The 24,982-nt window shown below is 39.3% G+C and carries 30 protein-coding genes; 18 read left to right on the top strand and 12 right to left on the bottom strand.

Going from position 1 to position 24,982, the window contains the following annotated elements:
• Positions 1-93 precede the first annotated feature (93 nt).
• On the top strand, positions 94-996 hold the full coding sequence (locus B9A18_RS19335; RefSeq protein WP_084291190.1) for an AraC family transcriptional regulator: 903 nt from the start codon (positions 94-96) through the stop codon (positions 994-996).
• 22 nt (positions 997-1,018) lie between these two features.
• Here B9A18_RS19335 and B9A18_RS19330 read toward each other — a convergent pair whose 3' ends face one another.
• Entirely contained in the window at positions 1,019-2,221 is a 1,203-nt protein-coding gene (locus B9A18_RS19330) for an erythromycin esterase family protein (protein WP_084291189.1), read from the bottom strand.
• Positions 2,222-2,342: 121 nt separating this feature from the next.
• Positions 2,343-2,528: a CsbD family protein gene (locus tag B9A18_RS19325; protein WP_084291295.1), complete on the bottom strand. Its 186-nt coding sequence runs from the start codon at positions 2,526-2,528 to the stop codon at positions 2,343-2,345.
• 128 nt (positions 2,529-2,656) lie between these two features.
• Between B9A18_RS19325 and B9A18_RS19320 the strand changes: the two genes are divergently transcribed.
• The 6 genes from B9A18_RS19320 to B9A18_RS19295 all read left to right on the top strand — a co-directional run bounded on the left by B9A18_RS19320 (position 2,657) and on the right by B9A18_RS19295 (position 11,635).
• Positions 2,657-3,427: an SDR family NAD(P)-dependent oxidoreductase gene (locus B9A18_RS19320; RefSeq protein ID WP_084291188.1), complete on the top strand. Its 771-nt coding sequence runs from the start codon at positions 2,657-2,659 to the stop codon at positions 3,425-3,427.
• A 77-nt stretch (positions 3,428-3,504) separates the two neighbouring features.
• Positions 3,505-4,110: an RNA polymerase sigma-70 factor gene (locus B9A18_RS19315; RefSeq protein ID WP_084291187.1), complete on the top strand. Its 606-nt coding sequence runs from the start codon at positions 3,505-3,507 to the stop codon at positions 4,108-4,110.
• 92 nt (positions 4,111-4,202) lie between these two features.
• Positions 4,203-5,390, top strand: a complete 1,188-nt coding sequence (locus tag B9A18_RS19310; RefSeq protein WP_084291186.1) for a FecR family protein — start codon at positions 4,203-4,205, stop codon at positions 5,388-5,390.
• 288 nt (positions 5,391-5,678) lie between these two features.
• Positions 5,679-8,978: a SusC/RagA family TonB-linked outer membrane protein gene (locus tag B9A18_RS19305; RefSeq protein ID WP_159452700.1), complete on the top strand. Its 3,300-nt coding sequence runs from the start codon at positions 5,679-5,681 to the stop codon at positions 8,976-8,978.
• 30 nt (positions 8,979-9,008) lie between these two features.
• Positions 9,009-10,457 (top strand): RagB/SusD family nutrient uptake outer membrane protein, encoded by a 1,449-nt coding sequence (locus B9A18_RS19300; RefSeq protein WP_084291184.1) that lies wholly within the window; start codon positions 9,009-9,011, stop codon positions 10,455-10,457.
• Positions 10,458-10,459: 2 nt separating this feature from the next.
• Positions 10,460-11,635 (top strand): TlpA disulfide reductase family protein, encoded by a 1,176-nt coding sequence (locus B9A18_RS19295; RefSeq protein WP_235005384.1) that lies wholly within the window; start codon positions 10,460-10,462, stop codon positions 11,633-11,635.
• Positions 11,636-11,685: 50 nt separating this feature from the next.
• Here the strand turns inward: B9A18_RS19295 and B9A18_RS19290 are convergent, their stop codons facing one another.
• Positions 11,686-12,519: a DUF3307 domain-containing protein gene (locus B9A18_RS19290; protein ID WP_084291183.1), complete on the bottom strand. Its 834-nt coding sequence runs from the start codon at positions 12,517-12,519 to the stop codon at positions 11,686-11,688.
• Positions 12,520-12,523: 4 nt separating this feature from the next.
• Complete coding sequence (locus B9A18_RS19285) at positions 12,524-13,150, bottom strand: hypothetical protein (RefSeq protein WP_084291182.1); 627 nt, start codon at positions 13,148-13,150, stop codon at positions 12,524-12,526.
• A gap of 217 nt (positions 13,151-13,367) precedes the next feature.
• Here B9A18_RS19285 and B9A18_RS25200 point away from each other — a divergent pair, with 217 nt between their 5' ends.
• Positions 13,368-13,526: a hypothetical protein gene (locus B9A18_RS25200; RefSeq protein WP_159452699.1), complete on the top strand. Its 159-nt coding sequence runs from the start codon at positions 13,368-13,370 to the stop codon at positions 13,524-13,526.
• Here B9A18_RS25200 and B9A18_RS19280 read toward each other — a convergent pair whose 3' ends face one another.
• Positions 13,527-13,748: a hypothetical protein gene (locus B9A18_RS19280; protein WP_144009548.1), complete on the bottom strand. Its 222-nt coding sequence runs from the start codon at positions 13,746-13,748 to the stop codon at positions 13,527-13,529.
• Between the two features lie 198 nt (positions 13,749-13,946).
• On the opposite strand from B9A18_RS19280, the gene B9A18_RS19275 reads away from it, so the two are divergent.
• Together B9A18_RS19275 and B9A18_RS25195 are read left to right on the top strand one after the other, a co-directional pair.
• Positions 13,947-14,276: a four-helix bundle copper-binding protein gene (locus B9A18_RS19275; protein WP_084291180.1), complete on the top strand. Its 330-nt coding sequence runs from the start codon at positions 13,947-13,949 to the stop codon at positions 14,274-14,276.
• A gap of 23 nt (positions 14,277-14,299) precedes the next feature.
• Positions 14,300-14,473, top strand: a complete 174-nt coding sequence (locus B9A18_RS25195) for a hypothetical protein (protein WP_159452698.1) — start codon at positions 14,300-14,302, stop codon at positions 14,471-14,473.
• 73 nt (positions 14,474-14,546) lie between these two features.
• Here the strand turns inward: B9A18_RS25195 and B9A18_RS19270 are convergent, their stop codons facing one another.
• Positions 14,547-14,921 (bottom strand): hypothetical protein, encoded by a 375-nt coding sequence (locus tag B9A18_RS19270; protein ID WP_084291179.1) that lies wholly within the window; start codon positions 14,919-14,921, stop codon positions 14,547-14,549.
• A gap of 118 nt (positions 14,922-15,039) precedes the next feature.
• On the opposite strand from B9A18_RS19270, the gene B9A18_RS19265 reads away from it, so the two are divergent.
• Entirely contained in the window at positions 15,040-15,447 is a 408-nt protein-coding gene (locus B9A18_RS19265; RefSeq protein ID WP_084291178.1) for a hypothetical protein, read from the top strand.
• 41 nt (positions 15,448-15,488) lie between these two features.
• Complete coding sequence (locus B9A18_RS19260; RefSeq protein ID WP_084291177.1) at positions 15,489-16,226, top strand: MBL fold metallo-hydrolase; 738 nt, start codon at positions 15,489-15,491, stop codon at positions 16,224-16,226.
• Here the strand turns inward: B9A18_RS19260 and B9A18_RS19255 are convergent.
• Positions 16,223-16,558 (bottom strand): hypothetical protein, encoded by a 336-nt coding sequence (locus B9A18_RS19255; protein ID WP_084291176.1) that lies wholly within the window; start codon positions 16,556-16,558, stop codon positions 16,223-16,225. The two genes, B9A18_RS19260 and B9A18_RS19255, sit on opposite strands and share 4 nt — an antisense overlap.
• A gap of 132 nt (positions 16,559-16,690) precedes the next feature.
• On the opposite strand from B9A18_RS19255, the gene xth reads away from it, so the two are divergent.
• On the top strand, positions 16,691-17,473 hold the full coding sequence (xth, locus tag B9A18_RS19250) for an exodeoxyribonuclease III (protein WP_084291175.1): 783 nt from the start codon (positions 16,691-16,693) through the stop codon (positions 17,471-17,473).
• A 48-nt stretch (positions 17,474-17,521) separates the two neighbouring features.
• Here xth and B9A18_RS19245 read toward each other — a convergent pair whose 3' ends face one another.
• Positions 17,522-17,776 (bottom strand): hypothetical protein, encoded by a 255-nt coding sequence (locus B9A18_RS19245; protein ID WP_084291174.1) that lies wholly within the window; start codon positions 17,774-17,776, stop codon positions 17,522-17,524.
• Positions 17,777-17,955: 179 nt separating this feature from the next.
• On the opposite strand from B9A18_RS19245, the gene B9A18_RS25190 reads away from it, so the two are divergent.
• Positions 17,956-18,129, top strand: coding sequence for a hypothetical protein (locus B9A18_RS25190; RefSeq protein WP_159452697.1), 174 nt, complete (start codon positions 17,956-17,958; stop codon positions 18,127-18,129).
• A gap of 32 nt (positions 18,130-18,161) precedes the next feature.
• Here B9A18_RS25190 and B9A18_RS19240 read toward each other — a convergent pair whose 3' ends face one another.
• Positions 18,162-18,830, bottom strand: a complete 669-nt coding sequence (locus B9A18_RS19240) for an FAD-binding oxidoreductase (protein ID WP_084291293.1) — start codon at positions 18,828-18,830, stop codon at positions 18,162-18,164.
• Between the two features lie 218 nt (positions 18,831-19,048).
• On the opposite strand from B9A18_RS19240, the gene B9A18_RS19235 reads away from it, so the two are divergent.
• Positions 19,049-19,243 (top strand): hypothetical protein, encoded by a 195-nt coding sequence (locus tag B9A18_RS19235; RefSeq protein ID WP_084291173.1) that lies wholly within the window; start codon positions 19,049-19,051, stop codon positions 19,241-19,243.
• A 3-nt stretch (positions 19,244-19,246) separates the two neighbouring features.
• Positions 19,247-19,753 carry a MepB family protein gene (locus B9A18_RS19230; RefSeq protein WP_235005383.1) on the top strand — a complete coding sequence of 169 codons (507 nt, stop codon included), beginning with the start codon at positions 19,247-19,249 and terminating at the stop codon, positions 19,751-19,753.
• Here the strand turns inward: B9A18_RS19230 and yiaK are convergent.
• Positions 19,746-20,735: a 3-dehydro-L-gulonate 2-dehydrogenase gene (gene yiaK / locus B9A18_RS19225; RefSeq protein ID WP_084291172.1), complete on the bottom strand. Its 990-nt coding sequence runs from the start codon at positions 20,733-20,735 to the stop codon at positions 19,746-19,748. The two genes, B9A18_RS19230 and yiaK, sit on opposite strands and share 8 nt — an antisense overlap.
• Positions 20,736-20,790: 55 nt before the next feature.
• Positions 20,791-20,970 carry a hypothetical protein gene (locus tag B9A18_RS19220; RefSeq protein WP_084291171.1) on the bottom strand — a complete coding sequence of 60 codons (180 nt, stop codon included), beginning with the start codon at positions 20,968-20,970 and terminating at the stop codon, positions 20,791-20,793.
• A gap of 105 nt (positions 20,971-21,075) precedes the next feature.
• On the opposite strand from B9A18_RS19220, the gene B9A18_RS19215 reads away from it, so the two are divergent.
• Both B9A18_RS19215 and B9A18_RS19210 read left to right on the top strand, forming a co-directional pair.
• Positions 21,076-21,765 (top strand): Dph6-related ATP pyrophosphatase, encoded by a 690-nt coding sequence (locus B9A18_RS19215; RefSeq protein ID WP_084291170.1) that lies wholly within the window; start codon positions 21,076-21,078, stop codon positions 21,763-21,765.
• A 144-nt stretch (positions 21,766-21,909) separates the two neighbouring features.
• Positions 21,910-23,262 carry an amidohydrolase gene (locus B9A18_RS19210; RefSeq protein WP_084291169.1) on the top strand — a complete coding sequence of 451 codons (1,353 nt, stop codon included), beginning with the start codon at positions 21,910-21,912 and terminating at the stop codon, positions 23,260-23,262.
• A gap of 84 nt (positions 23,263-23,346) precedes the next feature.
• On the opposite strand, the gene B9A18_RS19205 is transcribed toward B9A18_RS19210, so the two are convergent.
• Positions 23,347-24,903 (bottom strand): alpha-L-fucosidase, encoded by a 1,557-nt coding sequence (locus B9A18_RS19205; RefSeq protein ID WP_235005382.1) that lies wholly within the window; start codon positions 24,901-24,903, stop codon positions 23,347-23,349.
• Positions 24,904-24,982 lie beyond the last annotated feature (79 nt).

The following is a 24,982-nucleotide window of genomic DNA, read 5'->3' as shown; positions in this document are numbered from 1 at the left end:
ATTAAACTGAGAATTTAGAACTTATCAATTGTTCAAATAGTTTTTGTATCATAGCAAAACATTTATTTGCATCAATATTAACCGAAAGGACAAATGTCAGCTAGTATAAAGAAACCAAAGATTAGAGATGGATTTGAAGGTCAGAAACTGATTAGTTTACCGGGGATGGTTTATAGGAATTTGGGATCCACGACTATATTAAACCAAATTTTTATTACTCATATCGGTTATTTCCCTAAGGCTTTGGGGCATTTTAGGGAGCGGAGAAAAGGCTGTGATGACAATATTCTTATCTATTGTCTACACGGAAAGGGTTGGTATGAAATAGATAATAGAAGATATGAGGTTTGCCCCGGGCAATTTTTTCATATTCCTGCCACTACAAAATACCTTAAGTATGGAGCTGATGAGGAGTTGCCATGGACCATATTCTGGGTACATTATTGTGGAGCGGACATGGATGCTTTCAATACCATGTTGAATATTTCTATTACTGATGGCCCCAGGGATATTCCATATAACGAGAAAGGACTTCAAATATGGAGCGAAATGTACAAATCTTTGGAAATGGGTTACAGCCGGGATAATCTGAATAATGCGAATATGTGTCTATATCATTTTTTATCCACCTTTCTCTATCCCGAACGACATTTTTTAGATACTGATGATAAAGATATGATTAGAGAAACGATTGTCTTTATGCGTGATAGTCTGGAAGAACGATTTATTGTGGAAGATTTTGCTGTCCGTTATCAATTGTCTGCTTCTCATTTTTCCAATTTATTCAGAAAGTCGACAGGTACTTCTCCAATGGAATATTTTATTCAATTAAAGATTCAAAAATCTTGTGCTCTGCTTTATAGTTCAACCACTAAGATTAAAGATATTGCGTTGAGTTTGGGATATGATGATCCTTATTATTTTTCTCGTTTATTTAAAAAATTAATGGGTATATCACCAGAGCAATACAGACTTGCTAATTGTGTTTTAAGATAGAAAGTCTGTATTGCCTATTTGCTTAAATGCTGGTGGTTTTATCAAAATATACAATCAGATCGTAGTTCTTCGAAATGGATAATGTTTTGCTTTCTGGAGAACTTAAAGCTCCAATACTCCTCATCCTAAGTGGTTTGGTTAGAAATTGGTCTAGCACCGCATCACTGGACGCGGCATCGATGTCCAAGATGAAGTTTTTGTATTGGCATTGGTTAAAGAAATACTCATACCACTTTTCCGACTTCAGTTCGCCGAAGTAATAGGGCTGGAATCCCAGAAGCGGCTTGTTTTTAGCTATAAATACATTTACGTATGCTTTTCCAGAGTTGAAATCGGTACCGATCACATAGTATTTCGAGCCATATTTTTTGTTCAGGTGGGTTCCGAGGGAAGGATGATTATAAAGTTCCGTCTTTGTGAGATGACCATTGTGTGCCCAAATAATTAACTTGTTATCCCTTGCCCGTTCCTTTAACCATGTAGCATTTTTAGCCATGTAGCTATCCCTAACGGACATTTTCCCTTCATATCCAACAAGCTGGTAGAGCATTTCTACATAATGTCGGTTTATGTCAGATAACTTTGTGGTTTGAAGTTTTGATATTATTGATTTAATGCTTTTCATTTCCTGCCTGGTTAGTTCGCTGTTAAATGGTTTAGCAAGGTAGGCTTCTATGAGATCTTTATCTGTTTTGTCAAGGTGGGGGATTACGGCCAGCAGCTTCTTAAATATGTTGGTATAGTTTCTAACCTCCAGGCCATAGATATGGACTTTATCAGCCTCGGGCTTGTTCCGATTGTATAGCCTCAGCCATTCAATCATTGAGTTGTTGCTCTTCATTATCGCAGTGCCAGCCAAATATATGATGCTATCGGCTTTACCAGTTATGTAATTATCCATATGTTCTATGGCTATAAAGTCGCTCTCAAAGGCTATGTTTCTGTAACCAAGATTGGTGACTAAAAATCTGATCAGGCGATCTTTGTAATTGAAAACTTCGGCAGTGCCATGCGTAACCTCGCCTAATGCAATTAGTTCTTTGTCTTTCAATGTTTCCTTTAAAAAAAGGATGTCCGCAAAGCTGGTGTCGCCCCTAAGGCTTTGAATTGGTTTGATTACTTTGTTAAGACTCGTTACGATTGCTGTGCTATTTTGCTGAGCATAGATTTTAATAGGAGCGAGGGCCAACAAGGCAAATGATAGCAAGAGGTTATTTTTGAGCATACTAGGAGTAGTTTATCCTTGAAGGTAGTATTTGTTGATGATAAGGGCCAGGAGTTTAACATAAATTAACGTAATACCTCATCTCGAAAACGGAAAGGAGGTCAAATGACCTCCTTTCTTACTATAAGCTATTAATCCATTTGATTAATTCATCACGGCTCTTGCCAGTTTTTTGTTGCAATTTGCCTAGCATTTCATCATCTTTTCCTTCTTCATAAGTGAGGTCATCATCTGTCAGATCGGCATATGCTTGTTTTATTTTTCCCTTAAGCTCATTCCAGGCTCCTTTAATTTCTAGCTTATCCATAATATGATTTTTAATAGGTTCAGTTAATGAACAACCCATATGCTTTTTAGTTTTGGGGACTCAGGACGCAAACCATAACCATTATCCAGTGTTGTATAAAAGTGTCATCAGACATCTATGAATTCAATATGAGAATATTTATTACCGGATCAGCTGATGGTTTAGGGAAATCGGCCGCCCTTACATTGATAAAGCAGGGACACCGGGTGGTGCTGCATGCTCGTAATGAAAAACGTGCGCAAGATGCGTTGGCTACGGTTAGTAGCGCAGAAGACATTTTGGTTGCTGATTTGTCCAGCATAGCGGAAACGAAAAAGTTAGCAGCTGATGTCAATGCGATGGGAAGCTTTGACGCCATTATTCATAATGCGGGTGTTTATCAGGTTTCTGACCTGGAACTCAGTATTGACGGCTTACCGCTGATTCTTGCCGTGAATACCATTGCATCTTATATTTTGACGAGTTTGATCCATAAGCCGAAAAGGTTGGTTTATTTAAGCTCCGGGCTGCATTTGCAAGGCGACCCTAGGCTCAGTGGCTTACAGGGTAATAAACCCAGGGTAACTTATGCAGACTCTAAGTTGCATGTTGTGATTCTGTCCAACGCAGTTGCCAGAAAGTGGCCTGGTATTCTTTCCAACTCAGTAGATCCAGGTTGGGTTCCTACCAAAATGGGGGGGAAGGATGCTCCTGGTAACCTTGAAAGGGGAGTTGAGACGCAGGTTTGGTTGGTAACAAGCAACGATGAAAAAGCCATCGTAAGTGGCCGCTACTTTCACCATCAGCATCAGGTGAATTATTTATCTGCTGCAGACGACCCCAACGTTCAGGACAGATTTCTTGCCTTGTGTGAGCAGATCAGCGGTATTAGTTTCCCGGAAGGCGGTGTACTTTCGTGAACACGTTTTTACTGTCTATTGCAATTATTTAGTTATGTTTGAGTTCAATTCTCAGTATATTTTAGTGGGTTATATATATGTTTAATCAGAGTTTAGATTCATACCAGAATGAAAATGCTTTGTTGACTGGTGTACATCAGGGTGACGAGCAGGCCTTTAATCAGATTTTTAGACATTTTTATCCTGTACTTTGCATATTTGCTAATCGTTTTTTACTAAAAGAGTCAATAGCTAAGGATCTTGCGCAGGATGCGTTGATTAAAGCCTGGGAGCGAAGATCTGATTTTGAAAGCCTCCCCAAACTGAAGTCTTTCTTGTTTACATGTGTGCGTAACGCATGTTTTAATGAATTGGAAAAGCAAAAAGTACAACAAAAATATCAGGAAGTATTAGTGAAATCAGGCCTGGATGTTGAACTGGATACGCTTGAAAAAATGATCCAATCGGAAGTGGTCATTAGAATATTTGATCAGGTTGATACTTTACCCGAGCAATGTCGTAAGGTGATTCGCATGACCTTTGAAGAAGGTAAAAAGCCTAAAGAGATAGCAGAGGAATTAGGAATCTCCATTAGTAATATTAGCAGCCAGAAGTTGCGTGGTCTTAACCTTCTGAAAGATAAGTTGTCTGATCAGGACTATCTTTGTGCGGTAGCTATATTCTCGTCAGCACTCTGGCGGTAGCCATTCTGGATTTATTAAAATATTTTCATTTTCTTTTTGACATTTTGGATAGCCTTCCTGTTATAGTGAAAATAACAGGGAGAACTAAACCAATGGAAGAGAAAAACGTAGAAATTTCGTCGCGCATTGCTGGATTGATTTCAGGATATCTGTCTAACCGTTTAAGTGTTAAAGAAGTGCAGGAACTGGAAAACTGGATCAATAATTCTTCTGCCAACACCACTATTTTTAAAAGAATAATGGACGAAAAGAGCTTAGAGGAGCAAGGCAAGATGTTGAGTAATTTAGATATAGAGACTGATTTACTCGCCACAAAAGCAGAAATGAGTTTTACTGCAATTGCAGGTGATCGTAAACATTTAAGTCTTTGGCCTCGTTTTGTAGCGGCCGCATCAATCATCTTAATTGTTGGTGCTGGATTACTATTTTACTTAAATCAGCAACAAGAAAAACCTTTGGTGCACTATGCAAACGATGTTGTACCCGGAATGCAAGGTGCAACGCTGACTTTAGCCAACGGCAGGAAAATTAAATTAACTGCTGCATCAGAAGGTAACCTTGTTAATGAATCAGGTGTAAGCATTACCAAATCTTCAAACGGTCAGCTTGTTTATGAAATAAAAGATCAGGCAACAGACCAGGGAAATATTTTTAATACGCTTACGACCGCTAAAGGCGAAACCTATCAGGTAAGGTTGCCTGATGGCACACTTATTTGGTTAAACGCTGCCACATCTTTAAAATATCCGGTTTCATTTACCAAACTTAAAACCCGTAATGTGGTACTATCAGGCGAAGCTTATTTTGAAGTAGCAAAAGACAAGGCACATCCTTTTGTGGTGGAAAGTAATGGGCAGCAAGTGCAGGTTTTAGGTACGCACTTTAACGTGAATGCATACACAGATGAACCAAGTACAAATACGACCTTACTTGAAGGTAGCATAAAAGTAATAGCTGCAGGTTCGGCTGTTGTAGTTAAGCCCGGCCAGCAAGCCAGTTTCAGCGACAATAGGATAAACATCGAAGCGGTAAACGTAAATGCTGTGGTGGATTGGAAGAATGGGAAGTTTAGATTTAAGAATGAACCGCTTAGTAGTATTCTGAGGAAAATTTCAAGGTGGTATGATGTACAAATTGAGTATCAAACGGATCCGGATAACATGCCTACTTTTAGTGGTTCAGTTTCCAGGTTTGATAACGTATCTGCTGTTTTAAAAATGTTGGAAGAGACCAGTGATGTTAAATTTTTAATTGAAGGAAAAACGATAAAAGTGCAATAAAATAAAGGGCCTGACCAGCCCATTTAATTAATCAGATCAATAATCAACTAACAAAACGAAGATGAATAAAGCGCTACGAAAGAGAAGTTAATATCAACGGGTTTTTAAGTAAAAAAGCCATGAAAGTGTTACTAGCACTCGCATGGCCAATGGCTGAGTTAACCCCTAAAAACAATTTTGCGAAGAGTCTTAAAACGTATTAACCCTAACCAAAACGAAAGTATGAAAATAAATGCTTTTAACCTAGGCATGTTGCGACAGTGGCAGCCTAACAAATTATTGTTAATTATGAAGCTAGTCATAATTATTTTTATCGCCAGTCTTATGCAGGTCAGCGCCGCTGGTTTTGCTCAAAGGCTTACTTATTCTAAAAAGAATGTTTCACTCGAACAGGTTTTTCAGGAAATTGAGAAACAGACGGGATTCCAGGTGTTGTATTCTAATCAGAAAGTAAATGATGCTAAAAAACTGAATGTAGATTTCAATAATGCTAACCTTCAGGAGGTAATGGAGTTTTGCCTTAGAAATCAGCCCTTAACCTATAAAATAGAGCAGAAAACTATTCTTATAAAAGAGAACACTTCGGTTTCTCAGCTTAAACCAATGATTGTATCGGCTATTGTGCTCAGTGGAAGAATAACTGATGCCAAAAACCAGCCAGTCGCTGGGGTAAATATCGCTATCAAGGGCAAAAAAGTGGGGGTGATATCGGACAGTGAAGGAAGGTACAGTATTCGTGTAGAGGAATCGGATGTGCTTATGTTCAGTATGATAGGCTTTAAGACACAAGAGTTTGCTGTTAAAGGTCGTCAGCAATTGAATGTCACCTTACAGGAAGACATCAGTCAGCTGGAGCAGTTTGTAGTTACAGGTTATGGTAAAAAGAAGATCAGTGAACTAACCGGTGCATTGGTTACTCTCAAAGGTGAAGAACTAAGGAACGTAACCTCAGCTTCCATCATCCAAAATTTACAAGGGAAAATTGCTGGTATGATTGTGAGTAACCCCGGAGGCGATCCTGCGTCAACAGCAAATATTAGTGTAAGAGGCGTTGGATCATTAGGCGGAAGTTCATCTACGCAACCACTGATTGTTATTGACGGTCTGATCCAGGATGCTGGGAATATTGGTAATGTAAGTCCAAATGATGTAGAATCAGTAACCTTGTTGAAAGATGCAGCTTCAACATCTTTATACGGTTCAAGAGCTGCCAACGGTGTTTTAGTAATCACAACTAAAGGCGCTTCAATATTACCTAATACAAAACCTCAGCTAAATTTCGAATCAAATTATAGTTGGGAAAACCCTGTATTCGGGAAATACAAATTGATGAACAGTGAGGAACGATACGATCTAATGAATCAGGCATACAGCAATGATTACAGAAATCAGAATCCTGGTAAAACAGAAGCAGAGTTACAGGCATATTTAGCTACTGTGATGCCTAATAGACAAGACGCATTATCACATGATACCGACTGGATGCGTGAAGGTTACAGGACCGGTCAGATTCAGCGCTATAATTTATCGCTGATGGGCGCTTCTGAGAAATTTAGCTATTATGCAGGTGGTACCTATCATAAGGAATTACCGGTAGCCGTTACCGATAAATATGAAAAGTATAGTTTAAGGATCAACACTGAATATAAACCCACCTCCAGATTAACTATTAATACCGGCTTTAACGGAACTTTTTCTCCTACCATAAATTCAGGACTTAGTAATTATAGAACAGCTTTGTATACCATTTTGCCATGGGATTATCCTCGTAATGCCGATGGCAGCTACCGCTTAGGTGGTACCAACGATGCAACCTGGTTTAGTAAAGGTGCTTTTAATCCTCTATATAGTACCCAGGAAGGGTTAAACTATAGATATGACAAATTATATATTGCAGGACTGGATGCTAAAGCCACTTATAGTTTTAACTCATGGCTCAATTTTTCAACGGCTAACAGGATCACACTATCAAACCTTAAGAATGGTTTCTATATTGATCCGAATGATCTTGCTTCCGGCAGACCGGGCGGATCCTATTCCCGAACCATTAACCAAGGTATTAATTATATCACCTCAAACCTCGTTTCTTTTAAAAAGCAGTTTGGTTTGCATGAATTTAAAGGCCTTGCAGGCTTTGAATTTAATAACGTCCGTTCTGAAAGTACAGGAGGTAGCACAACCAATATCACTTCTGGAGTGCCGTCACTGGCGTCCGGTACTTTTCAGAGCATTTCGGAAAGCATTGCGGAGGTTGCCTTTTTATCTTACCTGTCTGAAGCAAATTATAGTTACGATAACAAATATTTTATTTCCGGTTCGTTTAGAAGAGATGGTTCGTCGAAATTCGGAGCAAATAACAGGTATGGCAATTTTTATTCTGTTGGTGCATCCTGGACAGCAAGTAATGAAGTATTCTTAAAAAATAACAAAACCTTAACCAACCTGCGTTTAAGATTGAGTCATGGTACAACCGGTAATGCTGATCCCGTAGGGCCTTATTCGATTTATGGTATATATAATTACGTAGATGGAACCTCGCTGTACGATGGAAAGTCGGGTATAATCCCAGGGCCTAATGACGACAACCCCGATTTGCACTGGGAGGTGCAACGTATGACAAACCTAGGGCTTAACCTTGGGCTATGGAACAGGTTAAACCTCGTTGTAGATCTTTATGATAAAGTGAATACCAATATTCTGAGAACTGTTCAGGCACCGATTACAAGTGGAGTTGGTGGGGTAGTTAAAAATATAGGTAAGATTTCAAATAAGGGTATTGAAGTAGATGTCAATTCCCTGAACTTTAATGGTGCATTGAAATGGTCTACAGGCATTAATGTCGCTTTTAATCGGAACAAGGTGCTTTACTTAACCGATGTACCAGTTGTTTTACCTACTACAGGCGGGTTTGTAACTGCTCCTGGTTACGCGCTGGGTACCATTTATGGGATAGTTTATAAGGGAGCAGACCCCGACACGGGAAAACCATCCTATGAAAAGATGGATGCCAATGGCAATAAAAGCACAACTTTAAACATTAAGGAAGCGACTTTACAGATCCTGGATTCACAACAACCTGATTTTTCGGGTGGATTAAGTAATTCTGTAAGTTATAAAGGAATTACTTTAAGTGTTTTGGTAAACTTCGTATCTGGTTTAAAGATAGATAACCAATTGCGGAATAGTTTGTTCAATATTCCATTTGAAGCGGATGGTGCTTCAAAAACCAGGAATAATGTTGTCCTTCCTGATGGGCAGACACGATGGAAGCAAAAAGGCGACCAGGCTTTTGCACCGGCGGCTACTATAATCGGTTATGCGGATGCCAGAGGTTATACAACCACACGATTTATAGAAAATGCAAGTTTTTTAAGGGTCCGCAATGTTAGGCTTGATTATAACCTGCCTTCAAAATGGACAGATAAAGTGAAAATTCAGAATGCCAGATTTTATATCTCAGCAGATAATGTATTTACCATAACCAAGTACACAGGTTTTGATCCGGAAATGGGGGGCAGTACTGCTGAAAGTCCTTCCAAGTATCCGATCAATAGAAAAATCACCCTTGGTCTGAGTATGAACTTATAAGTTGGCAATTCATTTAAAACATTTTCAATCATGAGATTAAAACATCAAAAATATAGTTTGCTCCTTTTAACATTATTGTTTTTAGCGGCATGTTCTAAAAAGCTGGACTTAAAACCTGAAACAAGTCTGGACGTTGATAAAGCGCTTACCGGTGAGGGCAATCTTCGCCTGGCCACCAGCGGCAATTATAGTCTGCTCAATTACATTAATTACATGACAGCGTATTTTCACCTGACGGAATCGCCGGTAGACAACGTTGAGGCTACATCAGTATTTGATCCTGGTGGAACCAGGCAGTTTGGTGCCTATTCCTATAATCACTTTCCGACCATGAGTAATTCGAGTGATGTATATGCTAATGCTTACAAATTAATAAGAGGTGTTAACAATGTAATTGTTTCTATCGCTGATGATGCAAGCCCGGCTTTGTTGCAATTGAAAGGAGAAAACTTGTTTTTAAGAGCATTTGCTTATCAATCCTTAGTGAAGGTTTTTGGAAGACCCTATGTTCAGGGTAATGGAAGTCATCCGGGTGTAGTCATTATTGAGAAACCAATTCCAACTTTGGAGCGCCCGGCAAAACGTCAGACAGTAAAGGAGGTTTACGATTTTATGATCGCTGATTTACTAAAGGCAGAATCGCTTATGACTATCGATAACAGTAATGCTTTTGCTACCAAATACGCTGCACAGGCTATGCTCTCGTCGCTATACCTGAATATGGGAAATAATGCAAAAGCAATAGAATATGCAGATAAGGTGATTGCTATGACAGGTAAATTTTCGCTTAGCCAAGGTGATGCATACAAAACCTATTTTTCGACTAATCATAGTGTAGACAAGGAGACTATATTTTGCATCAAAAACCTTGATGGGACAGGTAGTGGTTTTTTCTATTATAACCAGAGTTATACGGTTGAGAAGTTTGCCGCAGTTTCAAAGCCTTTATGGGACTTGCTGAACGAGGGTACTGGAGATCTGAGGAAAAACTTTTATAAAGCATTAAAAACAACCAGTGGTGAAACCTGGAATTTTACTACCAAATTTGTTCAGAATCCTGCTGTCAATACCACTGAAAAAGTGAGTTCGCCAGCCATTTATCGTCTGGCAGAAATGTATCTGAACAGGGCCGAAGCGAATGCAAAACTAGGAAACGGGCAACAGGCGCTTGATGATGTAAATACCATCCGCAGACGGGCAGGACTTACAGGCACGGACTTATATGCCTTGGGTAGCTTACGTGGCCGGAGCAGTATTTTACAGGTTGTTTTAGACGAGCGCCGACTGGAGCTTGCCTTTGAAGGCGGACAGCGAAGAGACGACCTGCTCAGGAATAACCTCCCTATGATCAGAAACTATGGTAAAGCAGGCGTACCGGGTTCCAACATTACCGTGCAGCCAACCGATTTGCGTGTAGTTTATTTTCTGCCATTGAATGAGGTTAATGGTGTAACCAATTCTTTAGAACAAAATCCTTAAGTATGAAAACTAATTATATCACTATAAAAAGCCTGATTTTAGGTTTACTTATGTTCGGCTGCCTTGCCGGTTACGGACAACAAAAAGATACTTTTACCCTTTCAGGGAAAATAACAAACCAGGATTATGAATTTATGTATCTGCGGTACAATGGCCCTTCGGGGAACATTGTGCTTGACAGCGCCAGAATTATCGGGGGCACTTTTCAATTTAAAGGTCATATTGCCGAACCCACTGTGGCCAACCTGTATGGGAAAATGACAAGCCAGAGCATGGATGATCCTAACTTCACTAACGTATTCCTGGAGCCTGCGCTGATGACTGTTAGTGTTAGGGCAGGAGATTTCAAAAATGCTGCCATGAAAGGCTCTGTGAGCCAGGAAGAACAAAAGGCCCTGGATAAGCTCAAAGCTCCGATAAGAAAAGAAATGGAGCCTGTTCTGGAGGCTTACAGAAAGGAAAAAAATCATGAGAAAGCTGCCGAGATCAGGGAGCAGTTTGAACCATTCAATGCCAGGATGGATAAAATAGATTATGCGTTTTTTGTGTCACATCCTGACTCTTATGTAACTGCTTATATGATGCGTTTTAAAATAGGAGGACTAAATGCTGTCCAGGCAAAGATAATCTATAACAGCTGGACACCACGAATTAAACAAAGCAGTTATGGAAAAAATATTGCTAAAGAAATTGAAAAGCTGGAAAATGGCTCTCCTGGAAGTATAGCTGCAACTTTTACTGCAAAGGATATCAATGGAGAAGAAATACGACTTTTAGATTTCAAAGGAAAAAAGTACGTCATGATTGACTTTTGGGCAAGCTGGTGTGTGCCTTGCCGCAAAGGGAATCCGCATTTGATTGCAGTATACAATAAATATAAAGACAAGGGTTTTGAGATTATTGGGGTGGCAAGTGATGACAGTGCAGTTGGGGCATGGAAAAAGGCAGTTGAGCAGGATAAAATTGGCATCTGGAAACATATTCTGAGCGGCTACAACAGGAACGCCAGTGAAATTGAGAAATCTGAATTTTTGAACTTTCGCTATGGCATCCATACCTTACCTACAAAAATCCTGATTGACAAAACTGGTGTAATTGTAGGCCGTTATGGTGGCGGGGGTGAAGATGATGCAGCAATGGATAAAAAGCTGGCAGAGATTTTTGGCAATCAGCTATAACTGAAATACTTTCCATTAAAAAAAGTGGCATCCTACTGATGCCACTTTTTTTAATGGAAAGTCAAAGCTATTTGTATCAGTACACCGATCATTGCTGATGAAGCAAAACTCACCAATGTTCCTACAAGTACATATTCTGTTTTGAGTTGTGTATTGTTTTCTTTTTCACTGAACCTTAGGATTGATTTTGCAGTCATAAGGAACCCGATTGCGGTATATTGAGACATGAGTACGAAAGTGAGAATTAATACTCTTTCGCATATACCAATCCATTTACCAGCACTAGCCAGGCCGAGTTCCTGTTCTTCGGTACGCTTTAGTATTGCTGGCGTTACCGGTATATGTTCTTCTTCGTTACTCGTCTCTATAATTTCTTGCTGAATCCGTTGATCTTCTGCTGCCTTTACTTTTTCTCTTGTAATCTGGTCACGCCATTTCTGGGTCGCTTTACCGATAATGATCCCTAATGGCCAGCTGATAAATATGTAACCTGTAGCAATGATCCAGAATTTAGAGCTATTGGTGATTTGCTGGGTAAATGGCTGGATGGCCCCCCAATTGTTTTCAATACAAAGCCACAGCATGACTATGACAAACAGGTGTGCAATCTGGTCGGCGATGAAGTAACTAAATTTATCCTTATCTGCTTTTGATTTTATGTAGTCAATTAAAAGGTGCGAGCTAAGGATGACCAAAGGAATAATCCAATTATCGTACATACCGGAAAACAGATAGGCAACAATAGTAGTTACAATAACATGCAGGTAAAGTTTGGTTGATTTACCTTGTTTTTTTTCACGGTCTGTTACCCAGCTTTTGGGTTGCAGTACAAAGTCAGTCAGTAGGTGTGCGATAACTAATCTCAGTAGTAGGTTAATTTCCATTGGTCTATTGTACTAGGGATGCAATGTGTGCTATGGTCGGTTCAAGTTCTTTCCAGCCTGCTGTTTTCAATCTGCTATTTACTGAGGGCTGGGAAATGGATAGCATTTTGGCTATTTCTTGTTGGTTTTTACCTTCAAGCTGCCAGAATATTACTTCTGCTTGTCCTTTGTTCCAGTTCCCTAAATATTTATTAACGAAGTTAAGTATTATTTCAATGGTCGCATTCTTTTGTGGATCCTTAGTGTGGATAGAAAGATATTGATCCTCTTTCATAGCATCGAAATTTCTTCCCGAAAGGTGAAAGGCTTCTCCGTCAGAATTTAATACGTTCTTACCATGGTAGGAGACTTCGCCTATCCCTATGGAAATTCTTGTACTTAGATAAATACTATTCTCTTCGTCAGAATGTTTTTTGAACCAGCAAACTAGCTGAATACTTTTGGTTATGGCAGATAATGCATCTTCAAACAATACCTGGTAGCTGTCGCCTCTGAAGATCTCTGCATTCGCTTTTTTGCTAATCCAGTTCTTCAATAGGTATTCTGTGTCTTCAATAAGTGCTTTTCTACGCTCAGCGGGTAGTTTTGTGAAGTTTATAATATCTCCTGTTATTACAGCTAGTGTTTTCATAACGTTTGCCTAATCCTCTACAAGTATAGAGTGTTTGTTCTATATATGCAAATTATAGATGTTATATTCTATAATTAATAATTATAGAGGTTTGGTTCTATAATCATACTGAATAGGGCTTTCCTTCTATATGAGAGGTATGTCATTTTATTAATAATTCCAATCAATTCAGGATTAACCTTGTTTTTAAAATACTATTTAATTAAAGCAGGCATCTATGGAAACTAACAACATAGTTGAGGGCGTGATTGTTGTGCTATTGATATTGCTGATCTTTTTCCTGTTCAGTAACAACAGGAAAAATCAGAAAAATATGGAAGAGGAGATCAAGAAGTCGGAAATTGATCCCGAAAAACATGACAATGAGGGTGTTTAGTTATTTGTAAGGATAATTCTTCAGAAAATCCATAATTACGAGTGTGGTTTCCTTTGTTAAATTTGATGCATTATCTTGAATTACTTTTTTCTCTTTACCTTCCAAATTAGCTAATATTTGAGCCTGCATACTGATAGAAGTTTCGAGCATCGCTTCAATTCGTATTATCCTTGAAATAATCAAAGACTGGTCGATGTTATAATTTTCTAATTCATTTTCCATATTAAATAGTCCTAATGCATTCCATCTAAAAACCGTCATAAACATTGTGAGCAATGCTTTTAACCTTGTACGCTTGGGATAAAAACAATTAAATGCCAAAATGGTTCAATTTTTAGCTGGACAGATATGTCATTTTATCAAGAATTCAAATCAATTAAGGAATAACCTTTGTTTTTAAATTACTAAACACAAAAAAATATGGGATACCACGAATGGAAATCATGCATTGATGCATGTCTGCAATGCGCAGCAATTTGTAACCACTGTGCAAGTTCCTGCACTAAAGAAGAAGATGTCAAAATGATGGCAAGTTGTATTGAACTGGATATGCAATGTGCCTCGATGTGTTATGCTGCTGCTCAACTTATGAGTTTGGGAAGTTCTGAAGCCAAAGAGCTATGCAGGATTTGTGCGAAAATCTGCGATGCATGCGGAACTGAATGTGGTAAACACAATACTGAGCATTGTGAGGAATGTGCAGAGGCTTGCCTGCATTGTGCAGAGGAGTGTAGAAAAATGGCTGCTTAATGCGCCAATTAAACAAATGATTTATGAAAAAGCAAGAAAAACCTGGCCATGATACTGATAAAGCACTAGCTAAAGCGGGTAGTGTACCCCCTCCTAATAAGAAAGAACTTAAGACTGATGAGCCGCTTTCGGAAAAAGACGAAGTAAAACAGGCGGAAGAGGAGCAACGTAAACGTATGAGAAGTGAGAATTCTTGATTCTGAGTGCTATATTGTATAAAAAAATGGGTTGCGAATGCAACCCATTTTTATGATTTTAAACGGATGGATTTTACCTTGTACAATCGGCGGTCCAGGTGGCGCCATCTTTAGAGACTAACATTTTTAATGTACTAGCATTAATGGTAATACCTGTTACCCCACTTCCAATACTTATATAAGTATTATCACCAGATTTCTCAAACTTAACCCCTGTAACATCAGGGATGTTATTACCAAAAAAGAAGTTGTATGTTTCTCCTACTTTGGAAACGGTAATTTTTCCATCTGAACTTGTAATAGTGGTTCCATCTTTATTATAAGAAACAGAACCTTTATATGTACCTACAAAGAAATCAGTTGTAGCTGGATCTTTGTCTTTTTTACAAGCGATCATAACCATTGTTATGATTAAAAATAAACTCAAAACTTTAATTGCATTTTTCATAATTGTATGATTTGATGTAACATGATAGTTACAAAGGCCGTGCCGCAATTTGTTTTATGGTTTTATTTATAAAACTTCCACGTGCGCCATTTGTTTACTAATCATTTAAACAGGAACCATGTCAAAAATTGCAGAACCCTGGGAACCCTTTGAGATTCAGGTGCTCATCGAGGGGCAGATAGAAAAAATTCTGGTCGTACCTGACCAGGAAGAAGCCAGATATCAACTTTTTGATGACCTTACTTCCCTGGGAAGCGTATGGTCTGAACAGAAAGAATCAGGTATGGTGTGGTGCGCCGAAGGCATGATCGCCCGCGAGTTGTTGGATCAGGTAGGCGAGCAAATAGAGCAAAACACAATGTGGCTCCGGGAGGAAGATATCGGCCAAAGTAAGCGGGGGTCTGGTATTGTTCCAGGCGATCAAATACAGGGAAGTGATGCTGATCAGGACAAAGGCGGTGAAAATGATTGCGGCCTTATACCCGACGATGACCTCAGAGGCAGCGATGCAGATATCGACCGGTAGTTTATTTAATACCATTGGAAGGCCATTTAAATTTTACGGAAATGAGTTTGTTGCAATTGAAAGTAATTGGCTGCGGTGATGCCTTTGGTAGTGGGGGAAGACTGAATACATGCTTTTATGTAAATACAGGCGGCAGCCGGTTTTTGATGGACTGCGGTGCGACTAGTCTTCCGGCATTAAAGCATCATGGAATCAGCATAAATGATATCGATGCAATCGTGATCAGTCATTTTCATGGAGATCATTATGGTGGAGTACCATTTTTGCTGCTGGATGCTGCAATCCACGGTAGAACGGAAAAAATACAGATCATCAGTCCGCCCGGCGGGAAGGAGCGAATAGCTGCCTTGCTGGACTTGCTTTATCCGGGTACACCGATACTCGAGAAACTGAATGTGAACTTCCTGGAATACACTGCCGACAAAATGTTAAATACGGAACATTTTAGTGTAAGGGCTTTTCCGGTGATCCATTCTGAAAAGGCTTTGCCCCATGGGCTGCGGGTTGAAATTTTGGGTAAGGTGATTGCTTATTCGGGAGATACTTCCTGGACAGAAGCGCTGCTCCCATTAAGTGACGAGGCTGATGTGTTTATCTGTGAATGTAATTTTTTCAGCACGCAGGTAAAAGGACACATGAATTACCTGGAACTGGAAAAGCGATTGCCAGAATTTTCTTGTAAACGCATACTATTAACACATTTTGATCAGGAGATGCTGGAAAGACTGGGTCAACTAAAACTAGGGTATCTGACTGACGGAATGAACCTGGAAATTTAAATCAGGTCATCATCATCGTCGTCTATATTGAGACTGAGGTCGTCATCAGCGTCATGATTCAGGTCAAAGTCATCGCCTTCCAGGTCTTCTTCTACGGGGAACTCTTCGTCATCTTCATCGTCCTGATCGTCGTCGTCATCTTCTGGGTCTCTGGGTGGAACTTGATCGGTGAATGCGGGATCCAGTTCATCAGTTTCTGAAGTAATTGCTGGATCAACAAGCACGGTTTGGTCTTCACCATCGACTTGTTGCTGATGGTAATTCCCTGTTGTGAATGTATCGCCTTTAATTTCCGGACTGCGCTCCGCAGTCATATTTTCTTTGGTTTTCATAGCCGTATTTCTTTAGGTACGCATCAAAAACAGTTAAGTCTTAAAAAAGTTCTTTGAATCCAAAATCTATAAACAATACTGACGCATACCTGTTTTTCTTATAAAATGATGGGTCTGAATCTGGATTAGCTTATGAAAATTGCATCTTATAACATTAACGGTATCAATGGCCGTTTGGATAATCTTTTGCGCTGGCTGAAAGAAACATCGCCGGATGTGGTATGTCTTCAGGAGTTGAAATCACCCGATAACAGGTTTCCGCAAATTGCGCTATTGGATGCAGGATATCATTCCATTTGGCATGGGCAAAAAAGCTGGAACGGGGTAGCTATACTTTCTAAATATGGCGAAATCGAGGAAACGCGTAGAGGACTTTCAGGGGATGCTGAGGATCTGCATAGCCGGTATATCGAGGCGTTTATAAATGGGGTGGTCATTGGTTGCTTGTACCTGCCCAATGGCAATCCATTCCCAGGGCCCAAATTCGAGTATAAGCTGAAATGGATAAAAAGGTTAACTGCACATGCGAGCAAGCTCCAGGGTTTTAATATGCCTGTTGCGCTAGTCGGAGACTATAATATTATGCCTACGGATCTGGATACCTATAAGCCTGAGAAATATATCGATAATGCGTTGTTCCGTCCTGAAGCCAGGAAACTTTTCGAGGCATTGATCAAACAGGGGTGGACGGACGCCATACGCAGGTTACATCCTGATGAGCGGATTTATACCTTCTGGGATTACATGCGAAACGCCTACAGCAGGGATGCCGGCTTACGTCTGGATCATTTCCTGTTGAATTCAGCGCTGAATGAAAGCCTGCTTTTGGGCGGTGTAGATAAACATGTTCGCGGCTGGGAACATTCAAGTGACCATGCACCGGTTTGGATTACACTTAAAGTTGAAAGAAATTAAAACGCTATTGCTGTTTAAAGAAGATGTTTTGTGCTAATATTTATTGGATCAGGGTGTAATGATCTTTTCACGTTGTTTTTCATTGTCTCTCCTTTTGTTGCCTAAATTTGGTTTTGGGACATCGTTTTCATTTATTATCTCATCAGGATTATTTTCGGGTTGATCATTCAGATTTTCAGTTGCCGGCAACTCATAGCTGCTTCTGCGATCTGTACTGCTATGATATTTAGGAGTAGTTAAGTCCTCTGTTTTTTCAACGTTGTATTTCGAAGAACCGGGTTTTGGTGTTTCACTTTTTTTCATCGGTATATAATTTGTTTTTTAAATGTGATGATTTGCGATGGCTTTCATTTATCTGTTTTCCAGCTGGTTATCGGTTATTTAATAATAACAATTCCCCTGTTTTTGTTTTTATTTGTTGCTGTTTCAGGGAATAAGGTGTTGTTTCGCATGTTTGGCACGTCATTAGCTTGCTAAATACTATGATGAAAAAAATATATCTGATAGCCGCGATTGCAGTATTAATGATTACAAGCTCATGTTACTCGGTAAGGACAGCAGGAAATAGTGGTAAGGTACCTCCTGGACAAGCTAAGAAAGGGACCGGCTCAAAATCAGCCAAGCCTTTTGCACCGGGCCAACAAAAGAAAAATTGATAGCGTGGGAGGGCGCCAGTAATCCTTAGGCGCTATTTTTCAAATATAACCGTATCTGCAGTGGCACCTAAATCGAATAAATGTTTAGTGATGTTTTTTACAAATTCACTGGGCCCGCATACATAAAAATGTTGTCCGAAGTCGGTTATATTCTCAATAAGGTAGTTCCGGTCAATCCTTCGTCCTATATAACCGACAATATTCTCTCTGGTAAACAATTTTATAAAATCATGGCTTAGCATCTTCTGCAACTCCTCTTCCATAATTACATCGGTTGAAGTTTTATTAGAATAAATTAGTTTGTTGCCTCTTAGCCGTCTATGCTTGTATAAGTCCCGGAGTATCGATATAAATGGAGTAATACCTGCGCCTCCGGCAATAAAAACACCTGGTCCCTTGTATTGAATAACCCCAAAAACATCATGAAGAATTAATTCATCCCCCGTATTGGAACGTCCAAGCATATTGGTTACTCCCTCGTGGTCTTCGTATATCTTGATCATAAATTCAAGATAATTCTGATCATTTAAATTGGTAAAGGAAAAAGGTCGTAGTTGGTTCTTCCATCCCGGAAGGTTAATAGAAACTTTAGTGGCCTGACCTGAAATAAAACTATATCCTGTAGGTTTTTCAACTACAAAACGTTTTACATCATGGGTAATAAAATATGCTTCAAGGACTTTAACAATATGATTACTCATTTTACTTGATTTATGATCACCTGGATTCTTGATCCATATCAGCAATTTTTATAATTAGGTAACAAAATTGACCTCTTATAGTTTTTTTATGATTAAGCCGAATCCGCTTCGCGTTGATGAAATGTGCCAGTGATTTTTCTAAATCTAGAAATTTTTAATAATTTAAATCAGATTAGCTACATTTAAGGAATTATTCGCAATCAAATAGTAAAGAGTATATGTTGAAATCAAATTATCTACCTGAACTTAAAACAAAACAGATTTCCGATATTGCTAAAGGTGATATCATCGCCAATCTTGGAGAAGTATTAGAAGTGACAGAGCATGACGAGCATTTTCATTTTGTCATTAATCGTTTGAAGCAAAAACAAGTACTAAAATTCGAAAAGGATAAATTCTTAATTCTATTATAGGCTATGATGAATTCATTTCATAGCGATTTGAAAGTTGCGAAGGAATTGGTTTATGACAAATGTGATTTCGACTTTACAAATCCTATACTGAATTCGGAAAGTGTAGAATATGGTGCTTGCAAATTTATACTTAACGGAAAAACAGTTCAACACCGGATTTCTAAAATCACGCCGACAAAAACAGGGCAATTCGTAACTATCTGGAAAAGAAACAAGAACGGTATAACTGAACCTTTTGATATTTCAGACGACCTGGATTTTATAATTATCACAGCAAGAAGTGGTGACAATTTTGGGCAATTTATTTTTCCAAAATCAGTATTGGCGGACAAAGGAATAATTACCCGAAACGGAAAAGAAGGAAAACGTGGTATTAGGGTTTATCCTCCTTGGGACAATGCCACCAATAAACAAGCAATAAAAACGCAAAGCTGGCAGATAAAATACTTTTTGACGATTAAAAACGATGACTCTTTCGACTTTGATCTGGCAAAGAGGCTAATTACGTAAACATGGTTTTTACCTGCATCCAGATTACCTCGTTGACTGGTATGCCCATTTTTTCATTCTCCAGACGGGTTCGTAAAGTGCGTTCTCCGGGATATGAAACGTATTCGCCGGGTTTAACCGCTGATGCTGATTTGGTGTATGCAATAACCTGATTTATCAATTCCTCATGCATATGGGGCTGACGAATGCAGATGAAACACTGTGATACACCGGTTTCGTCTGCATTGGCTGATATTTTACCGGTAGAATTACCGCCACTAAGTGCTACAACTAACAAATCGAGCATTAGTGCAAGGCCTGAGCCTTTCCAGTAACCAATTGGCAATGCCCGCTTTGATTTTCGAATAAGGCTAGGGTTGGTACTCAGATTTCCATTTTCATCGTAACCACCAGGAAATGGCAGTGATTCATTTTTTAATTCATATTCCTGCATTTTACCATAAGAAAATTGCGACATAGCCATATCTAGTACAATATGACCACCTTCACGAGGTATAGCAATCACCATGGGGTTGTTGCCCAACACGGGAGCCTGACCACCCCATGCCGGCATATTGGCTGTTGCATTGGTGAAACAAATTCCAATACAACCCTCGTCTGCAGCTTGCCAGCCATAAGTTCCTCCACGCATCCAATGGTTGGTATTTTTAATGACTGCACATCCTATTCCATTTTCTTTAGATAGCTCAATAGCGCGGTTCATACCGTGCGTAGCATTGGACATCCCAGGCGCAAAATTCCCATTCCAACGCTCAATTGCACCATTTTTTTCCAGTAATTCGGGTAAAGCTTTTGGTTGAACCAAGCCTTGCTGTACATATCGTACAAAAACAGGAAACCGGTTCAGCCCATGTGAATAGACTCCATCACGGCTGTTAATAGCGAATATTGTAGCACAAGTTTCAGCAGTTGAATCGGGAAATGATAACTTTAAAAGTATTCTTTTAAATTCATCTTTAAGTTCTTCAAATGGTATACGCATACAGTTGTTCTCTTCTAAATAATTCGAAGATAGTTAATCTCAGACCTTTTTGATCTCATTCTCTAAAGTATAGTCCAAATACGGTTAACGAGGCCAATAACAAAAGTACTGCGCCAACCATCAGCCAAATGCTTATTGAACTTGAAACAGTGGCATAAGCCAATCTGAATAGCATAGCTGCCGCTGCAAACAGCAAGAGTGCAATCCCCATTTTTCGCTTGTTTCTATCCAACATGATATTCAACTTCTTTAATAAGAAACAGTTAAAAACTTAAATGGTTCAACTGTTTCTTAATCATAACTTCTCCTATCTTTACGGCAATATTCTTGGTTTTTAGAAATGAGCAAAAACATTAGTATTTTCAATTGGAGCGGGGGTAAGGACAGTACACTGGCACTTCACCATATCATGAGGGATCCAAATTTCGACGTCCGTTACTTACTGACTACCGTTAACGAGGCCTATAACCGGGTAAGCATGCATGGGGTAAGGGAAAGCCTTTTAATAGAACAAGCAAGCAGCCTGGATATTCCCTTGTATCAGGTTCGTTTACCTGAATCACCGGATATGGCAATCTATGAGGAGCAGATGAACAGGCATTTGATGTTGCTTAAAGCTCAAGGCATAACCCATTCTATATTTGGGGATTTGTTTTTAGAAGATTTGAAGGTTTACAGGGAAGCCAAGCTTTCTGAAGTTGGTTTGAAGGCTGAATTCCCGCTTTGGAAAAGAAATACTACCGAGGTTTTAAAGGAGTTTATTTCCCTGGGCTATAAAACAATTGTAGTCTGTGCTCAGCAGGGACTTGAAGATTTCTGCGGTAGAATAATAGATGATCGTTTTATTGAAGATCTCCCTGCTGGAATAGATCCCTGCGGTGAAAATGGAGAGTTTCATACTTTTGTTTTTGATGGGCCCATATTTAAAAAGCCTATTGGTTTCACCTTAGGAGAGAAAGTATTTAAAACATATCCCTCACCGGAGGGTGGGGCAGTCCAGGGATACTGGTATATCGACCTGATTGGGTGAAAACGAAAGCCAATATACCGAAACTTGGGATCAATGCATTCCAGATTGTGAATTCAGAGAACTGTTATAAATGATACAACTTATAGCATAAATATTACTATTGGGTTTAGATCATGGCCATTAACTTTGTATAAAAAGTGTTTTATGTCATTAGAATCAATTTCGCGCAAAGATTTTATTAAAAACTCATCTATTCTGCTTGCAACAGGGGCAAGTGTATTTACTGCAACCCATACCATCGCGGCTGAATCAGCGCATTCAGGTAGCACGCAACGGTTCAATTCTACAAATACAGCTAAAAGCTTCACCTTAAAAAATGTAAGATTGGAAACTGGCTTCGAATATGAAGATGCTGAAGTTAGCCATACAAAAACGGAACTGTTTACAGTTGAAATTAAAGACGGGAAGATAAAGGCCATTCTGCCAAATAAGCCAAAGGCAGATGCCATCGATGCGAAAGGATTATTGATGCTACCTGCATTTAAGGATATGCATATCCATCTGGATAAAACCTTTTATGGCTTGCCATGGAAAGCAAATCAAAGTAAACTTAGGTCAGTAAGGGACATGATCGCCTATGAGCAGAAAATTATCCCTGGTTTACTTAAAACATCGATTCCTCGCACTGAAAAGCTGATTGAGTTGATGCAAAGCCATGGTACAAATTACGCCAGATCACACGTTAATATCGATCCAACTTCCGGATTAGAATCTTTAAGAAATTTGGAGAAAGCGCTCGAAAACAAAAAAGATACTTTTCAGGCAGAGCTGGTGGCATTTCCGCAACATGGTATTTACTATACAAAAACGGAACAGTTAATGAAAGAAGCTGCCAAAATGAATATTGATTTTATTGGCGGACTGGACCCTTATACGATAGATGGTGCTATAGAAAGGCATATGGATTTAATCATCCAGCTTGCAATAGATAACAACAAAGGGATTGATATTCATCTTCATGAGTCAGGCGAATCAGGGATGAAGACCATAAATTATCTTATTGACAAAGTGATAGAAAATCCTGTATTAAAGGGTAAAACCTTTATCAGTCATAGTTTTGCATTAGCTTATCTTGATAAAAAGAATACAGATGAAATAGCAGAGAAATTGGGACACGCAAAGGTTGGAATTATCTCAACCATTCCATTTGGACGTACCATCATGCCCATACCAACGCTCTATAAATATGGGGTAGATGTGATGACGGGTAACGACTCCATTATTGATTGGTGGAATACTTTCGGAAGTGGCAGCATTCTTCAAAAAGCGAACCTTGCAGCTCAGCTGTATGGATATCGTACAGAGTTTGACCTTTCAAGAATTTTAAAACTAGCTACCCATAATATCCTTCCGCTGGATGATAAAGGAAACCAGGTTTGGCCAAAAGCAGGAAACAAGGCAGATGTAGTGCTGGTAGACGCAAGTTGTTCTGCAGAGGCGGTTTCAAGGGTTTCAGCAGTAAAGTCATTAATCCATCAGGGAAAAATCGTTTTTTAGTCCCATACAGGGAACTGATAACTTGCTTTGCATGATAACAAGCTACCATCTGATAAATTTTAGATGGTAGCTTGTTATTATAGATTAGTTTGTACCAGCAGCACGTTGATACAAGCCGATTTCAGCAATTGCAGGATTGAGTCTTGAAGAAATAATTCTCAATCTGACTTCATTTGCGGTAACTGAAGGAAAGCGAAGGAGACGTTTAAAGCCGATAGTAGTGCCTTCGGTGGCCTTTTTCCATTCTTCACCATCCTTATATTCCATTACAAATTGCTCTACACGTTGTCCGACTTCCAGGTTCTCCTGTAACAGCAGCAAGTCAAAAGTCTGTGCTCTGTTCATCTTGAATTCCAATACTATTTCAGTTTGATCTGCCTTTGTTTTCCACCAGCTATTGGTTTTTTGATCATATAATACATTTGTTTTCTTTTCATTGCTTCCTTTAAGCATGGCACCTTTCAATAGGTTACTGGCAAATGTTTGGTCCAGTTGGTTTCTAAATCCTTTTAAGGATTTTATATCACTTTCGCTGATCAGTCCGCGCGTATCAGGGGGAATATTCAACAATAAAACACCATTTCTTCCAACCGAACTATAATAAATATCAGTCAGTTTTTCAGGACTTTTTACCTTATCATCTTCCTTAGGATGATAAAACCAGCCCGGACGGATGGATACATCTATCTCTGCGGGATACCAAACCAGGCTTTTAGCTTTAGAAATTTTCTCTCTGCTTCCGAGGTCGTTAGACACCATATCACGGGGTGCGAATTCAACATCCTTTTGAGAGTTGGCTGCTATCGCTTCAGGAATAATCTGATCTCCAGGCACAACACTCCATTCTGTTTCCCTGCCATATCCGGTTTCTGTTCCAACCCATCTCACATCTGGTCCGGATACTGCAATGGTTGCTTTAGGCTGTAACTTGCGAATCAGGTCATACCAACGTTGATATTCATATACCTGTTTCTTGCCTGTCGGCCCTTCACCATTTGCACCATCAAACCAGACTTCATCAATTTGTCCGTAATTACTAAGGAGCTCTGTCAACTGATTGATGAAATAATCATTGTATTGCATACTGCCGAAATAAGGGGAGTTGCGGTCCCAGGGGGAAAGATAAATTCCGAAACCTATACCAAACTCTTTACAAGCTGCAGCAGTTTCTTTAACAATATCTCCTTTCCCTTCTTTCCATGGGCTGTTTTTAACGGAATGTTCCGTGTATTTACTTGGCCATAAACAAAATCCATCATGGTGTTTCGCAGTAAGGATGACCAATTTAAATCCTGCGTCTTTACAAACTTTTACCCATTGACGGGCGTCCAGCTCTTTGGGATTAAAAATTTTAGGGTTTTCCGAGCCACCACCCCATTCTTTATTCGTAAAAGTATTGATGCCGAAATGAATAAAAGCTGTCAGTTCAAGCTGCTGCCACCTTAGCTGTCTTGGTGAGGGGGTAACATTTGCTGCTTTTCTAACAATATCAGCCTCAGTATCTGTCGGGCTTATTTTAACAAAATTCTTATCTGTAAAAATTTGCGCCTTTCCCATCTGGGGCAAAACAGTCATCATACTACAGCCCAAAATACACATCATGCGTCTATATGTGTTGGCTATTGAAACATTATTCTTCATTATTGCTGGATTAAAAAAATCGATAAAATAACCGGTACTGGCTTCAACTCAAAGAAAGGATGAAATTCAATTGCAAATA

Origin of the sequence: Pedobacter nyackensis, from assembly GCF_900176505.1 — a bacterium.
GTDB classification, from domain to species: Bacteria; Bacteroidota; Bacteroidia; order Sphingobacteriales; family Sphingobacteriaceae; genus Pedobacter; species Pedobacter nyackensis.
This window is presented reverse-complemented; position numbering and strand designations above follow the sequence as displayed.